The organism is Streptomyces sp. NPDC102279 (assembly GCF_044766365.1).
GTDB lineage: Bacteria > Actinomycetota > Actinomycetes > Streptomycetales > Streptomycetaceae > Streptomyces.
This window is the reverse complement of sequence record NZ_JBIWLU010000001.1, coordinates 383,171-397,504: the sequence shown is the minus strand read 5'-3', so window position 1 is coordinate 397,504 and position 14,334 is coordinate 383,171. Positions and strand designations below refer to the sequence as shown.

Below are 14,334 nucleotides of genomic sequence, written 5' to 3'. Positions count from 1 at the left end.
ATGAGGAACCTCCCGTAATGATCACGGCACTGTCGGGCGACACGTCCCGCCTGCGCGCGACGGTCGACTTCGTCAAGGAACAGGACACCGCCACCCTGCTCCCGCTCCTGCTCCCCGGTCTCGACGGTCCGGAGTTGCGGACCCTGGCCGAGCGCTGCGAGTTCTCGCACGCGGCCCTCCTCGTCTTCCCGCCCGACGCGGCGGCGCTGAACGCCCTGCTCGTCGACTGCGGGCTCGCCGCGGACGCGCCGCCGCGGCCGAGCGTCGTCGTCCGCGAACGCCTGGCCGCACGGCACAAGCGGTCCGCGGCACACCTCGACGTCGGCATTCTGCGACCCGCGGTGGAGTGCCGGGACGGGGTGCGGCGCATGGTCGAGGTGTTCACGCTGGCCGTGCCGCCGGGTTCCGACCTCGACACCGTCGCCGCGCAGGAGAGGGAGCAACAGTACGAGGCACACGTCGCCTTCGAGGTCGAGGCACCGGACCCGTTGGTGCTGCGCGGCCTGTGCGCGACCTTCGGCCGGTACGGCGCCACCCCAGGAGGCGGCGGCTACAACCCCCACGAGAACGGCACGGTGTTCTATTTCACCGCGCCCGCAGAGGCGAAGGCCGGTTACCGGCGCGTGGAACTGTACGTCCCCGGCGACCACCGGGACATCCTCGCCGCCCACCTCGACGAACACCGCAAGCGGCAGCCCGCCGAGGCCCTGCTGCGCCTGCTGACCGGGGCGTGGACGACCCAGGCCCTGACCGCGTTCGCACGGCTGGAGGTGGCCGACGCGATGCACGAGGAGCGGGCCACCGGCGTGGCCGAACTGGCGCAGGAAGTCGGAGCCTTCGCGCCCAACCTGACCACCCTGCTGCGCTACCTCACCATGCTCGGCGTGGTGAGCGAAGGCCGCGACGGCTTCCGACTCACGGACACCGGCAGGCTGCTGCGCACGGACGTCGAAGGGTCGATGCGGTCGCTGGCGCTGATGTACGGCGGACCGTTCTACGAGTCCTTCGCCGGGCTGGGGCACACCGTGCGCACCGGACAGGTGGCGTTCGAAGAGCGCTTCGGCGAGAACCACTTCGACCACTTCGCCCGCGATCCCGAACTCGCCGAACTCTTCGACCGGTCGATGGCCGCCGGCTCACGGATGTTCGACCCGCTGCCCGCCCACCCCGTACTCACCGCGGCCCCCGAAGGGGCCACCGTGGTCGACATCGCCGGCGGCAACGGCGAGCTGCTCGGCCGAATCCTTTCCGCACACCCCCGCCTGCACGGCCTCCTGTTGGAGCGCCCGCACACCGTTGAGACCGCCCGCCGCCTCCTCGGCGCGGCAGGCCATGCGACGCGGTGCACCTTCCGAGCGGGCGACTTCGCCGACGTCCCGGCGGGCGGCGACGTCTACGTGCTGTCCCGCGTCCTGCACGACTGGGACGACGACCGCTGCCTCGACATCCTGCGCCACTGCGCCCGCGCGATGCCCGACACCGCCGATCTGCTCGTCGTCGAACGCGTCCTGCCCACCGATGGATCGGCCTCGCTGGCCACGGCCTGGGACCTGCACATGATGTGCAACGTCGGCGGGCGCGAACGACGCGCCGACCACTACGCCCAGCTGTTCGCCGACGCGGGCCTCACTCTGGTGGGCCAGGCACCTCTGCCCCTGGACGGCAACGTGCTGCACGCCCGCAGAACCGGTACGGCGAACACCCCACCCAGGCCCTAGAAATCCTCGGCGCAGGGCACGCCCACCGGCAGTCGACGAGCCTGCCGGTGACCGTGCTCCACTGCCGCGTCAGGCATCCGACGCTCTGAACGTGCGTCGGCCGCGCTCAGCCTTGTCCCATCCGTTCGAGTGCCAGGGCGAAGTGGCTGTACCCGGGCTTTGGCGATCCACCGGCCTTCTCGTAACGGACGGCCTGTGCGAGCCCGAGCTTCTCACCGGTGGCCAAGGTCCGGTTCGCTGTCAACAGCAGCATTCTGAGCTCCTCGTTCTCGACCGTGAGGAGCGGTGCCGACGACTCGAGCTGAAGCCCGGTGAGAGCGCACCAGCCTGCCACCGCGGACCAGAATCCGGTCAAGCCGTCCCAACAGACCGCTGCTCGTGGCCCGAGCAGCCCGTGTATCTCGTCCGGAGAACGGAACGCGTCGAGACCGTGCGACACGAGGTTCTGGATGCCTTCCAGAACGGAGACGACGAACTCGTATTCCCGTTCGTCTCGCAGCATCCCTTCAACGACCCGCAGAATATCGGCGGTTGTGAGTTGATCCCGGCGGGCGGCCCGCCAGGCAACCTCCCGGGACACGGTCAACTCGGCCGACTCATCGACGGATCCGGGCTTGATCCCCGCCGCGACAAGCAGCGGTCCGAAGCGTCCGGCCGACCGCCGGCGCCATGGCATTCGCATCGTGACTTCCTCCGAGCATGCCGTCGCCGACGGCGTCGGCCCTGGTGGCCGCTCAGCATCGCATGGCGCTCTGACCAGGCTGCCCTCCAGGGGCAAGGTGGGTTGTCCCAGTCACAGCGGATCACTATCCGATGCTCCATCAGATCGGCTCTCACTGCCATGTGTTGAGCACGAGAGCAGGCCCCTTTGAGTACGGGTACTCAAGGCACGGGGATCCCCGACGGCGAGGCTGGGTACACACCAAGCGACTGGAGATCATCATGAACGTGCCCCGGACGAACCGACCCGCCACCGTCTTCCGCGCCGGAAGGATTCCCGTCGTCGTCGCTGCCCTCACGGCCGCGGCCGCAGCCATGGTCCTCACCGGATGCGCCGGCTTCGGGTACGAGGAGAACATCTGCGGCAACGGCGAGTACCCCGCCTTGTCGGTGGGCAGCACCGGATCGGCCTGCTTCTCGGACAAGGAAGAGCCTTCGGCGGGCTATGCGCGATATCCGGCGGGCAAGGTGCCGCGGCAGGTCGACGACAAGTGGGACGTGTACTGGCGTACTCACACACTCGACAAGGACGGAAACATCATCGCTGCCCCGGACGCGGGCTGAACCGGAAAGCCCGCATCGCTACTGGCGGACCCGTGGCTCGGGATGCCGGCGCGGAGCCTCGGGTCCTACGGAGTGCCGGGCGGGATGCGAAGGGTGAGCAGGGCGACGTCGTCGTCGTTGTCGGTCGGACGGGTGCGTTCGAGCAGTTGGTCGGTGAAGGAGTTCAGGGGCCGGTGGGAGAGCGCTGCCGCGTTCCGGCGCAGGCGTTCCAGGCCGGTGTCCAGGAGTTCTCGGCGGGTCTCGATGAGTCCGTCCGTGTAGAAGACGAGCGTCGATCCCGGCGGCAGCGTCGCCTGTGCGTCGTGACGCGGGCGGTCGGTGCCCGTACCGAGTAGGAGCCCGTTGCCCTCGTGGAGGTAGCGGGTCACGCCGTCGTGGTCGACGAGCAGGGGTGGCGGGTGTCCCGCACTGGTCCAGCGCAGGATCCATCGTCCGGCGGCGTCGCAGGCGAGACGGGCCAGGATGAGGGTTGCCATGCGGACATCGGTGATGTGCCTCATCGCCTGGTCGAGGTCCTGAACGGTGCGGTGCGGGGGGTTGTCCTGTGACCAGGTGTAGGCGCGGAGCATGTTGCGCAGTTGTGCCATGCCGGCGGCCGCGTCCAGGTCGTGGCCGACCACGTCTCCGATGACCAGGGCCGTGTCCCCGGCCGGGAGGGTGAAGGCGTCGTACCAGTCGCCGCCGACGTGCGAGGCGTCCGGGGCGGGCAGGTAGCGGGTGGTCATCTCCACTCCCGACAACTGCGGGAGTTGGGGCAGCAGATAGCGCTGCATGGTGGCGGCGATCTGCCGCTGACGCTGGTAGTGGCGCGCGTTCTCCAGAGCGATGCCGATCCGGCGCGCTATGTCCTCCACGAGTGCCAGGTCGCCCGTCGTGAACGCTTCGTCGCGTCGGGTGCGCCCCAGGGTGAGGGCACCGACGACCTCGTGGGGGCCGCGGATGGGAGCGATGGCCGCGGTCTGGATCCCGGTCGCCTGGAACAGCTTGCGCTGTTCCACGGCGATCCCGGTATCGGGTGGCCCGTCGTAGGTCTCCGGGCTCGCGAGAGCCGATGCCGCACCTCGCAGGGCCTTGGACAGGGGCATGGGGGAGGAAGCGGGAATCGGGGGCATGGGACCCTGCAGATCCTCGCGGATCCGCAGCACGGAGTCCTGTGCCTGGACGACCAGCGATCGCGTGACCTCGTCCCCCTCGGCGATCAGGTCGATGACGGCCCAGTCCGCGAGCCGCGGCAGCATCAGTTCCACCACGCGGCGCAGGGCCCCGTGCACGTCGACGTTGGAGATCAGTTGAGCGGTCGTGTCGGCCAGCAGGGCCAGACGCTCACCTTCCGACAGGGCGCGGGGCGACGTCGGCCGGGCCACGTCCGGCTCGGGTGCCTCGACGGGTTGGAAGGCTACGAGGGCGACCACGCCCTGCTCGTCGGCTTCGCAGGGCAGGGAGAACCATCGCCCTGGCAGGAGGGTTCCGTCGCCGCGGGGATACCAGTTGAGGCCGGTCCGAAACTCCTGTCGGGCAGGCTGTTGGCGTCGTCCGCCGCTCTTCCTCGGGACCGGACGTCCGTGTGCGTCGCGGTGCAGCAGATCGTGGGCGTCGTGCCCGATCACGTCGTCGGCGCCGAGGATGAGGAGATCGAGCGCGTGCGCGTTCGCCCAGACGATCCGCCCCGAGTCCGCGACGGCGTAGACACCCGCACTGGCGTGCGCGAGAGCGGCGCTCACCGCCAGCTGATCGATGACCGTCGGCGGTGCGGTTGAGCGGTCCGTCATCATGGCTCCTCGCATGACAGGAAGTTTGCCCGCCCATCCGGTCGAGTCCCGGACAGATCCTGGGCAGGCAGCGTGGTCAGGAGAAACCGCTCCGCGGATTCCCTGAGGAGGCTGCTCTTGTCCGAACCGCCGATCGCCCGTCGGCCACGAGAGCCGAAGTCCTCCTTTTCTAGCACGCGCTTACGGACTGTACGCGCCCGGAAACGAGCAAGTTGTGTCCGGGCCTGCGCCATGGATCAGGTTCTGGCCGCAGGGGCCGGGGCACGCCGCACGCTCCCGGGTCGTCCCCTCCGGAGAACGGTCCCAGCCCGTGTCGGTGGGCCGTGACACGATCGTCGGCATGGCATACGTCGACGAGCGCAACGTGACCAGGCTGGCGGGGCAGCACGGCGTTCCCGCGCACGTGGCCGGGGAGTTGGCGGGACTGCTGCGACCGTGTGTCCTCCTGGTGAGGCGGGCTGATCTGCCCGAGGCCGGCCGGGAGGATCTCCGTCCGGCGGGAAGGACCGGCGGGCTTCCTCCCCTGGCCGAGGGTGATGAAGAGAGCCGACAGGCGGATCCCTTCGTGCTGGCCGTCGACTGCGCGGCCCTGCCCCGCGACTACCTCGACATCGAACTTCCCCCGGATGGGCAGCTGTTGTTCTTCACCACGTTCGAGTACGAGCCGGAGGACTCCGCCGTTCTCCACGTCCCCGCCGGTGTCCCGACCGGGGAACGTCCGTCGCGTGAGGACGTGGACGTTTCAAAGACCGTTGCCTACGAATCGCGTGTGCTGTACCCCGTGCCGGGGCTGACCATCGACCACGACTGGCACAGTTGCCCGCAGGTACAGACCTTCCTGGACGGTGACGGCGACGGCGACGGCGAAGGCCAGGACGCGGAGGTGTTGGACCGTTTCGTAGAGGCGCTGGTGAACAGCGTCCACGCCGGAACCGCGCCCCACTCCGTCGCGCAGATCGGCGGATTCTCCGACCAGTGGCAGGTTCCACCGGACCAGGACGGCCTGGTGCTGCTGGCCCAGATATCCGGGAACGGCGTTGACCACGGCCTGTTCACCTTGAACCTGATGGTGGGGACCCGCGAGGACATCGCCGCCGGACGCTGGGAGAACCTTCACTTCGAGCAGCAGTGCTGAGGTGCTCGGCGTCGGCGGTCCTCGCCACCCCGCCGTCGCTGGACGACTCGACCAGGCCTCATGGGGGCAACCGCGGGCAGCTCAGGTGGCAGGCTCCTGTGTATCGCTGTCAAGCGTCCTTCTCGGAGACTTCCGGCGCCTCTTCGGCCGCAATCTGGGCCCGTTCTTCCTTGATCTCGCGACCGAGGAAGTAGTTGAGCGCTGTCCGAATGGCCGCGATCGCGGCCAGCTGGCCGATCTCTCGAAAGGTCGGGGAGATGGCCGTGCGCAAAATATCGGAGGCGAGCTGGAACTCCAGACCAAGAAGCAGGAAGCGACCCAGCGTGAGCCGCACGGACACGAAGATCTCGGGCCGCCGTTCCCGCAGCCCAACCGTGACAAAGCGGGTGAAAGAGACGACCGCGCCCACGAAAATGATGATGGCGCCGCCGGCCTCCACCAGGCGCACCAACAAATCGACTCCGGTACGCAGGCTCGACTCGGGCAGCAGGTCACCGATGCTGAAGATCACGGCTATCGACTCGTCCTCCCTGGCTCCTTTGCCAGGCTAGGCGCTCACCCTCTCCCGCGCCCCGGCGCGAACGGAGGGCCGTGGAACGCCTCGACATCGACCCATTGCTTTGCGACAGCAAAATGACTGTCGAGGGGTGCCCACGCAACGGAGAAGTCCGTGCGAGAGACCATGGACCCCGCCACTGATGCCAGTGGATCGAACGATGCGGCAGCGGGATCTCTCCTGCTGACGGCGAAGAGCCGGATGGGTGACCAGGTTCACCGCCGCTCGGGTGGGTCTCGCGGCGGGGCGGCTCAGCGGGCCATGTCGAGGGACGCCGTTCCTGTGGCCCGGGCTGCGAGGACCGCACGGCCGTGCTCCGTCGTCGGGAAGCGGTCCAGCATGGCCCGCAGCTCGAGGGCCGCGACGTTGGCGCCGAACGGTTCCGTGCCCGGTTGCAGTCGTACGCCCTCGATGAGTGGACCGGCGTCCACGGGGTCGAAGCCGAGGGCGTTCACCAGGTGCGCGACGGTGGTCAGGTCGTGCGCGTCGTCGCCGGCGAGGGCGATCGCCTTGCGGCCGGGAAGGCCGGGCGGCAGGGCTCCGTCCTCGAGGTCGTGGTAGCCCATGTGGTTGAGCGCCTTGACCACGCGCGAGTCGGGCAGGAACCCCTGGACGATCTCGCTGGTGGAGACGGCGGGGTCGGTGAAGTCCTGCCGCAGACCATCGACTTCCCACCAGTAGTTCATCGCGTCGATGACCAGCTTCCCCCGCAGGGCTTCGACAGGGAGCCTGCGATATTTGCCGAGGGGGAGCGCCAGGACCACGACATCCGCTCCGGCCGCCGCTTCCTCCGCGGTGACAGCGACCGCACCGGGGGCGAGCACCTCGACGGTGAGAGCGATGTTCTCGACCGCGCCCGAACCTGCGATCAGCACGCGGTAGTCGGCGGCGAGTGCCAGCCGGGCCAGTACGGTCCCTACTTTTCCGGCGCCCAGAATGCCGATCGTGGGCGCTTCGTCGATGTTCATCGTTCTCCCTCTCCTTCGGTCAGTCGGCCAGGATGTCGCGGACCATGGGAATCACCTTCGTGCCGTACAGCTCCACGGCACGCAGCCGGGCGCTGATCGGCTGCGCCCCAGCGGTGTAGATGAGGTCGAAGCGGCCCACCCCGAGCTCGCTCACGGCGCGGGCGATCTTGCGCGCGACCGTCTCCGGCGAACCGATGTACAGCGAGCCGTGCTCGATCTCGGCGTCGAACTCCTCGCGGCGTATCGGCGGCCAGCCGCGTAGCGCGCCGATCCGGTCGCGGATGGTCCGGTAGCTGGGCCAGTACACCTCGCGGGCCTCCTCGTCGGTGTCGGCCACGAACCCCGGCGAGTGCATCCCCACAGGGTGCGCGGTGGTGCCGAACTGTGCCGTGGCCCGCCGGTAGAGGTCGATGTAGGGCGCGAAGCGTGCGGGGGAGCCGCCGATGACGGCGAGCATCAGGGGCAGGCCGTAGCGGGCGGTCCGGACGACCGACGGGGGTGAACCGCCGACGCCCACCCAGGTGGTCAGGTGACCGGACTCGGTGGGAGGGAAGACCTCGGCCTCTTCGAGGGGGGCCCGGACACTGCCCTTCCACGTGACGGGCTTCTCGTCGAGGAGACGCACGAAGAGCTCGATCTTCTCCTCGAACAACTTGTCGTAGTCGCTGAGGTCGTAGCCGAAGAGAGGGAACGACTCCGTGAAGGACCCTCGCCCCAGGATCACCTCGGCTCGACCGTTGGAGAGGGCGTCGACGGTCGCGAAGCGCTGGAAGACCCGGACAGGGTCGTCGGAGCTGAGGACCGTCACACCGGAGGACAACCGCAGGCGCTTGGTGCGCGTGGCGATGCCGGCGAGCACGGTTTCCGGCGTGGAGACCGAGTACTCGGGGCGATGGTGCTCGCCCACCGCGAGGACGTCGATGCCGATGTCGTCGGCGAGAACGGCTTCGTCGACGAGCTGACGGATCGCCCTGGCATGGGAGACCTGTGCACCGGAGTCGTCCACCGGCACGTCGCCGAACGTGTCGAGGCCGAAGTCGAGATCAGACATGACGGGACTCCTTCGTGAGCAATTCCCGCACGCGGGGGGCGACTTCGCGGCCCAGCAGTTCGATGCTGCGGGCGCGGGCCTCGCGAGGGAGGTGCATGATGTCGTATTTGAGGTCGAAGCGGCTCAGGCTCAGATCACGCGCAGCCGTGGCGATCTTGCGGGCGACGGTGTCCGGAGAGCCCACGAAGAGCGCACCGTGGTCGATCTCGTCGCGGTAGGTGTCCCAGGTCGGCGGATAGAAGCCGCGTTCCTGCGCAAGGCCGGTCACCACCGGCTTCCAGTACGTCCACCAGGTCTCCGCGGCCTCCTCGTCGGTGTCCGCCACGAAGCCCAGGGAGTGCTGGCCGATCGGCTGGGGGCCGTGTCCGGCCTGCTGCAGGGCGCGCTGGTAGAGATCGACATGACGGGCGAAACGCTTCGGGCGTCCACCGATGATGGCCAGCATCAGAGGGAGGCCGTAACGGGCCGCGCGCAGAACCGAGTTGGGGCTGCCTCCCACGCCGATCCACGTGGGGATTCCGTCCGGACGCATCCGGGGACGCAGCCGCTGCTCCGACAGCGGCGCACGAAAGGCGCCGGACCACGTCACCGAGTCCTCGCGCTGGAGCCGCATGAGGAGTTCGAGCTTCTCCTCGAAGAGCTCTTCGTAGTCGCTCATGTCGTAACCGAACAGCGGGAACGAGTCCGTCGCCGAGGCGCGTCCCACGACGAGCTGCGCGCGGCCGTTCGAGACCGCGTCGAGCGTGGAGAAGTCGTGGTACAGCCGCACGGGGTCGTTGGTGCTGAGCACGGTCACCGAGGTCCCGAGGCGAATGCGCCGGGTCGCGGTGGCGATGGCCGAGAGCAGCACCGGAGCCGCGGTGTCGACGTGGCCGGGACGGTAGTGCTCGCCGATGCTGAAGACATCCAGCCCCGCGGCCTCGGCATGTCGCGCCTCCTCGACGAGCAGCCGAACGGTCTCGGCATCGTCAAGGACGCGTCCGGCGTCCGTCGCGACCTCCCCGAACGAGTTCAGGCCGAATTCGAATGTCGCGGCCGTCATGGCGTCCTCCTTCGATGGTTCCCGGATGGGGGGCCACCTGAAAAATGCGGGAGTAACATGTGCTTGATGCGGCAAGTATCACTCGATATGATTGACACGTCAAACAATGAAGGGACCACTGGTGAGCGAACGACGCGGCCTGTATCCCGACGCCGAGGAGCTACGGGTCTGGCGCGACTTCGTCGAAACCGCCCAGGCGCTCCATGACGAGCTGGCCGCCCGGCTGCAGCGGGATTCCTCCCTGTCGCCGGGCGACTACGCGGTGCTCCTGGCGCTCAGCGAAGCGACAGGTCACACGCTGCGGTCCTCGGAGCTGGCCGGGGTCGTGGGGTGGGAGCGCAGCAGGCTGTCGCATCACCTGGGGCGGATGGAGCGCCGCGGGCTGATTCGGCGGGACAAGTGTGCGACCGACAGTCGGGGCGCGGAGGTGGTGCTCACCGACGAGGGGGCCCACGCCTTCCGGGCGGCCCTGCTGCCGCACTTGCGGGCGATCCGCGAAGTGTTCGTCGATTCGCTGAGTCCGGAGCGGATCGCGGCCGTCGGTGATGCGATGGCGGCGTTGCGCACCGCGCGGGGAATCCACCGGCACTGACATGCAACGGCCTTGGTCGAGTCCGCGGCGCGTGGCCGTGCGTGTCCGGGTCTCAGCGGGTCGGCGTGCGGACGTCGTCGAACTCGAAGCAGCGGCCGTGATGGACGGACTCGATCGCCCGACGCGCCGCTCTTCAGCTGGAGGCCGGCGCGGTTTCCTTCTTGCGGGCGCGGTACGCGGCCGCCTTGATCTTGTTGCCGCACGACTCCATCCCGCACCACTGCCGACGCATCCCGCGCGAGCGATCGATGTAGGTACGGGTGCACTCGGGGTTTCCGCACTCCTTGAGCAGGGGCACGTCCGACCCGCTCAACAGCTCGATCGCGAGCCTCGCCACCGTGGACAGAGCCTCGTCGGGTGTCGCCGCCGTCCAGCGCCCGGAAGGCGTGAGCTGCGGCACGGCCGGTGGTCTACGCGCGGCGCTGTTGACCACGGCAAGGGCCCCGTGCCCGAAGTCCTCGCCGAGGCGACGTGCCGTGACCAGTTCGTAGATCGCCTCACGCACGGCCTTCGCCTGCTCCACGTCGGCACTCCGACAAGGGGATACGGCGTCCACGATGCCGCACTCCGTGTACCAGGCGTCCAGTCTGTCCGGCGTCGCGAACATCTCGAACCGTACCGAGCGCCGGGCGCGCAGCGTCGCGGCGAAGTCGAGGGCCGGAGTCCCGCAGACGAAGACGTGGTCGAGATTCACATCACTAGTCTGGCAGGTGACTGTGGTGACTGCCAAGGCACGTCTGTGGAGGCCGACGCGCGGAAGGGCGCATCGGCCTCACAGCTCACATCCGGTCAGCCGAGAGGTGGCCGTCCGGGTCGGTCAGGCGGTACGCAGGGGAGCGAGGGCGTCAGCCCACGCCACGACCTGGTCCAGGGTGGTGGCGAGTGTGTCCCGCTGGATGTCGGCCGGCGTGAAGGTGGAGAAGTTCTCGAAGTCGGTGAACAGCGAGAGGGCCACCTGGGAGCGGACGTCGGCCAGCTGAAGCTCGCCCGCTATGCCGCGCAGGTGCTCCACGGCGCGGGTGCCGCCGACGCCGCCGTAGCTGACGAAGCCCACGGACTTGTTGTTCCACTCGGCGTAGAGGAAGTCGATGGCGTTCTTCAGGGCGCCCGGCACCGCGCGGTTGTACTCGGGGGTGACGATGACGTACCCGTCGAAGGACGCGATCTTCTCGGCCCATGCCTGGGTGTGGGGCTGGGTGTAGTTGCCCATGGACGGCGGGTAGGCCTCGTCCAGAAGCGGCAGCTTGTAGTCCAGCAGGTCGACGAGCTCGAACTCGGCGTCGGTGCGCTCGGTGGCGACCTCGTGCACCCAGCGGGCCACGGCCTCGGCGTTGCGGCCCGGCCGCGTGCTGCCGATGATGATTCCGATCTTGGTCACGGGTAGACCCTTTCGTGCGGACAGCAGCGGCTGTGAACACGCCGCTCTAAGTACTTGCCTTGCGAAGTATGCGTCGAGATGATTGATGAGTCAAATATATGAAGGCAGGAAGGCCTTGCCTCTGCTGCGGCGCCTGCGCGGGGGCGCTGTCGCACGGCCTTGGCGCTCGGACGGCTCGGTGTGTGCCCGGCCGGAGCGGTCACTTCTCGACGGCTCCGTCCCTGGTGGTGCCGTCGAGTCGTACGTATCCGGGGTGATGTATTCGGAAGGAAGAATTTTCGGGCGAGCCGACAGTGCCGGCGCGAAGCCTCCGCGTGGCGGCGTGTGGTTCTCCGTTCCGTCTCGGTCGACGGCAGAATGCCGCTCGTGCTCCGGGTGCACGACGGCACCCGGCACGGCGTCAGCGCTGGGCGGCCGCCTCGGCTGCCGCGGCCGACACCTGGGCGGCGGCACGAGAGGCTTGTCCCGTGAGACGCCAGCCGAGCATGCGCAGCAGGCGTGCCGGTTTCGGGGGGAACACCTCAAGCTGTCCGAGCATGGTGACGTCGTCGCGCACCGCCTCGTGAGAGATGACCTTGCCGTCGCTCAGTCCGAGCACGTGGATCTGCTCGAAGTCGATCTCGTGCCCCGTGGGAGGAACGGCCTGGTCGAGCGCGCCGTCATTGAAGCGGACGAAGGGTCCCGTGTGACGGCCCTGCATGCGAAGTCTTACCCAGACATGGTCGTCCTCGTGGGCGATCCCGGTGACGGCAAAGCGCAGACCGCTGAAAGCGGAGCGCATCCACGCGCCCGAGGCGAGAACGCCGGCGGGGCCGGGAAGCGAGCAGGCCGTCGGTGACACCGCGGCTTCCCGGTTCCGGAAGTCCTCGTGCACCACCTCGACGGCCAACTCCCGATCGCCTGTCTCGAGGACACGGAAGAGCCCGCGGCCCAACTCCGAAGAATCCAGTCCCATGGTGACGCCTTTCGTCGAGGTTGCGACATGTGCTGTGGGGGTGTGAGGACCGGCGGGCGGTGCGCCGCCGTCGATCCGGACGTGGGACGGTCCTCGACCCTTTCGGGTAACAGCGTACCTAATCAATTCACGATGCTAGTGTCCGTTGCGTGTCGCTCAAACGCCCATATGTATCGCCCTTGCGGGAGCAGGGAGCCTCCCGTACGCGAGAAGTGATTCTCCGTCAGGCCACCGAGTTGTTCGCCGCGAACGGATACGGGCGGGTGACCGTGGCCGACATCGCCTCGGCGGCGGGAGTGGCGCCGAAGACCGTGTTCGCGAGTGTCGGGAGCAAGGGCGACATCCTCAACCGCATCGTCGACCGGGGGGTGGCTGCCTCGGGCTACGCGCAGGCCATGGAGGGTCTGCTGGCGCTGGGAACGCGGGAGTCGGTGCTCAGGGCGCTGGCCCACGGGACGCGGGAGGGGAACGAGAGCCAGTTCGCCGTGCACGAGGCGATCAGGAAGGCGTTGCCCGTCCATGAGGACGGCGAGATGCTGTGGGAGCGCGCGACCGCGGCGTATCGGAACGCTCTTCAGGTCGCTGCCCGACATCTGCACACTCTGGAGCCCGCGCCCGCCTTCCCGGTCGAGCGGACAGCCGACCTGCTCTGGTGCTGGTTCGGCCCCTCCGGCTGGCGTGTGTTGGTGGGCGAGAGCGGCTGGTCCTGGGACGACGCCGAGGAGGCCCTCTATCGGACTGCTGTCGGCGCGCTGAGGTGACCCCGGTACCTTGTGGCGCCCTCGGTCGCCGGCCCCCATGTTCTAGATGTTCTAGAGGTGATCCACGTCGACGACGGCCTGTGAGAAGGCGGCCGGCGCCTCCTGCGGCACGTTGTGGCCGATGCCCGTCAGGATGCGGTGGTCGTACGGGCCCGTGAAACGGTCGCGGTACGCGGCGCCGTTCCCCGGTGCGGTGAACGGATCCCGCTCGGGGTCGATGGTGATGGTCGGCACGGCAATGACGGGACGTGTGGCGAGGACCTTCTCGTAGCGGTCGTATCGGTTCTCGCCTTCGGCGAGACCGAGCCGCCAGCGGTAGTTGTGGATCACGATGGCCGCGTAGTCCGGGTTCTCGAAGGCGGTGGCCGTCCGCTCGAACGTGGCGTCGTCGAAGTCCCAGGTCGGAGACACGGTGTCCCAGACGAGGCGGCAGAGGTCGTGCCGGTCGGCTTTGTCCTCCATGGCCAGGCGGCCCCGCTCGGTGCTGAAGTAGTACTGGTACCACCAGGCGTACTCCGCCTGGGGAGCGAGCGGCTTCTTCTGCGCCTCGACGTTCGTGACGAGGTAACCGCTCACGGACACAAGGGCTTTGACGCGCTCGGGCCACAGGGCCGCGATGATGTCGGCGGTGCGCGAGCCCCAGTCGAATCCGGCGAGCACGGCACGTTCGATCTTGAGGGCGTCCATCAAGGCGATGATGTCCAGGGCCACGGCCGACTGCTGGGCGTTGCGGAACGTGCGGGAGGACAGGAACCGCGTCGTGCCGTGTCCGCGCAGGTAGGGGACGATGACCCGATATCCCTGGGCCGCGAGCAGGGGAGCGACGTCCACGAAGCTGTGGATGTCGTACGGCCAGCCGTGCAGGCAGACGACGACGGGGCCGTGCGCGGGGCCGGCCTCGGCGTAACCGACGTCCAGCAGGCCCGCCTTGACCTGCTTCAGAGGTGCGAAAGAGGTGTGCGTCCTCGGGGTGGTCGCGGGCGCGATCGGCGTCGAGGTGCCGACCCCGTTGCGTTCGACGGTCGCGGCGTTCGCGGTGCCCGAGAAGGCGGCCAGTGAAGCCGCGGTGGCGCCGGTGCCGATGCCGAGCACCTTGTTGAACGTACGCCTGTTGAGCATGGGAAG

Annotated in this window: 15 protein-coding genes; 5 read left to right on the top strand and 10 right to left on the bottom strand. The window is 68.6% G+C overall.

Annotated features, from left to right (window positions below; genetic code table 11):
- Positions 1-17 precede the first annotated feature (17 nt).
- On the top strand, positions 18-1,718 hold the full coding sequence (locus ACIRQH_RS01660) for a methyltransferase (protein WP_404223612.1): 1,701 nt from the start codon (positions 18-20) through the stop codon (positions 1,716-1,718).
- Between the two features lie 106 nt (positions 1,719-1,824).
- Here the strand turns inward: ACIRQH_RS01660 and ACIRQH_RS01655 are convergent, their stop codons facing one another.
- A complete protein-coding gene (locus ACIRQH_RS01655; protein WP_404223609.1) occupies positions 1,825-2,400 on the bottom strand; it encodes a hypothetical protein in 576 nt (191 codons plus the stop codon).
- Positions 2,401-2,660: 260 nt separating this feature from the next.
- Here ACIRQH_RS01655 and ACIRQH_RS01650 point away from each other — a divergent pair, with 260 nt between their 5' ends.
- Positions 2,661-3,002, top strand: a complete 342-nt coding sequence (locus ACIRQH_RS01650; RefSeq protein ID WP_358819660.1) for an SCO0607 family lipoprotein — start codon at positions 2,661-2,663, stop codon at positions 3,000-3,002.
- A gap of 65 nt (positions 3,003-3,067) precedes the next feature.
- On the opposite strand, the gene ACIRQH_RS01645 is transcribed toward ACIRQH_RS01650, so the two are convergent.
- Positions 3,068-4,786, bottom strand: a complete 1,719-nt coding sequence (locus tag ACIRQH_RS01645) for a SpoIIE family protein phosphatase (RefSeq protein WP_404223607.1) — start codon at positions 4,784-4,786, stop codon at positions 3,068-3,070.
- A 325-nt stretch (positions 4,787-5,111) separates the two neighbouring features.
- Between ACIRQH_RS01645 and ACIRQH_RS01640 the strand changes: the two genes are divergently transcribed.
- Positions 5,112-5,906, top strand: a complete 795-nt coding sequence (locus tag ACIRQH_RS01640; protein ID WP_404223605.1) for a DUF1963 domain-containing protein — start codon at positions 5,112-5,114, stop codon at positions 5,904-5,906.
- 109 nt (positions 5,907-6,015) lie between these two features.
- Here the strand turns inward: ACIRQH_RS01640 and ACIRQH_RS01635 are convergent, their stop codons facing one another.
- The 4 genes from ACIRQH_RS01635 to ACIRQH_RS01620 form a co-directional block, all read right to left on the bottom strand.
- Positions 6,016-6,417 carry a DUF1622 domain-containing protein gene (locus ACIRQH_RS01635; protein ID WP_358819663.1) on the bottom strand — a complete coding sequence of 134 codons (402 nt, stop codon included), beginning with the start codon at positions 6,415-6,417 and terminating at the stop codon, positions 6,016-6,018.
- Between the two features lie 296 nt (positions 6,418-6,713).
- The gene (locus ACIRQH_RS01630; protein WP_358819664.1) at positions 6,714-7,430 is read right to left on the bottom strand and encodes an NAD(P)-binding domain-containing protein; all 717 of its coding nucleotides are present in this window, start codon (positions 7,428-7,430) and stop codon (positions 6,714-6,716) included.
- A 19-nt stretch (positions 7,431-7,449) separates the two neighbouring features.
- Positions 7,450-8,481 (bottom strand): LLM class flavin-dependent oxidoreductase, encoded by a 1,032-nt coding sequence (locus ACIRQH_RS01625; protein WP_404223603.1) that lies wholly within the window; start codon positions 8,479-8,481, stop codon positions 7,450-7,452.
- Positions 8,474-9,523: an LLM class flavin-dependent oxidoreductase gene (locus ACIRQH_RS01620; RefSeq protein ID WP_388865702.1), complete on the bottom strand. Its 1,050-nt coding sequence runs from the start codon at positions 9,521-9,523 to the stop codon at positions 8,474-8,476. The genes ACIRQH_RS01625 and ACIRQH_RS01620 overlap by 8 nt, the downstream gene beginning before the upstream one ends.
- A 121-nt stretch (positions 9,524-9,644) precedes the next feature.
- Here ACIRQH_RS01620 and ACIRQH_RS01615 point away from each other — a divergent pair, with 121 nt between their 5' ends.
- Positions 9,645-10,115: a MarR family winged helix-turn-helix transcriptional regulator gene (locus tag ACIRQH_RS01615; RefSeq protein WP_388865705.1), complete on the top strand. Its 471-nt coding sequence runs from the start codon at positions 9,645-9,647 to the stop codon at positions 10,113-10,115.
- Positions 10,116-10,248: 133 nt separating this feature from the next.
- Here ACIRQH_RS01615 and ACIRQH_RS01610 read toward each other — a convergent pair whose 3' ends face one another.
- The 3 genes from ACIRQH_RS01610 to ACIRQH_RS01600 form a co-directional block, all read right to left on the bottom strand.
- Positions 10,249-10,809: a CGNR zinc finger domain-containing protein gene (locus ACIRQH_RS01610; RefSeq protein ID WP_404223600.1), complete on the bottom strand. Its 561-nt coding sequence runs from the start codon at positions 10,807-10,809 to the stop codon at positions 10,249-10,251.
- A gap of 123 nt (positions 10,810-10,932) precedes the next feature.
- Positions 10,933-11,493: an NADPH-dependent FMN reductase gene (locus ACIRQH_RS01605; protein WP_404223598.1), complete on the bottom strand. Its 561-nt coding sequence runs from the start codon at positions 11,491-11,493 to the stop codon at positions 10,933-10,935.
- A gap of 400 nt (positions 11,494-11,893) precedes the next feature.
- Entirely contained in the window at positions 11,894-12,448 is a 555-nt protein-coding gene (locus ACIRQH_RS01600) for an ester cyclase (protein WP_404223597.1), read from the bottom strand.
- Between the two features lie 212 nt (positions 12,449-12,660).
- Here ACIRQH_RS01600 and ACIRQH_RS01595 point away from each other — a divergent pair, with 212 nt between their 5' ends.
- On the top strand, positions 12,661-13,209 hold the full coding sequence (locus ACIRQH_RS01595) for a TetR/AcrR family transcriptional regulator (RefSeq protein WP_404223595.1): 549 nt from the start codon (positions 12,661-12,663) through the stop codon (positions 13,207-13,209).
- 51 nt (positions 13,210-13,260) lie between these two features.
- Here ACIRQH_RS01595 and ACIRQH_RS01590 read toward each other — a convergent pair whose 3' ends face one another.
- Positions 13,261-14,328 carry an alpha/beta fold hydrolase gene (locus ACIRQH_RS01590; protein WP_404223593.1) on the bottom strand — a complete coding sequence of 356 codons (1,068 nt, stop codon included), beginning with the start codon at positions 14,326-14,328 and terminating at the stop codon, positions 13,261-13,263.
- Positions 14,329-14,334 lie beyond the last annotated feature (6 nt).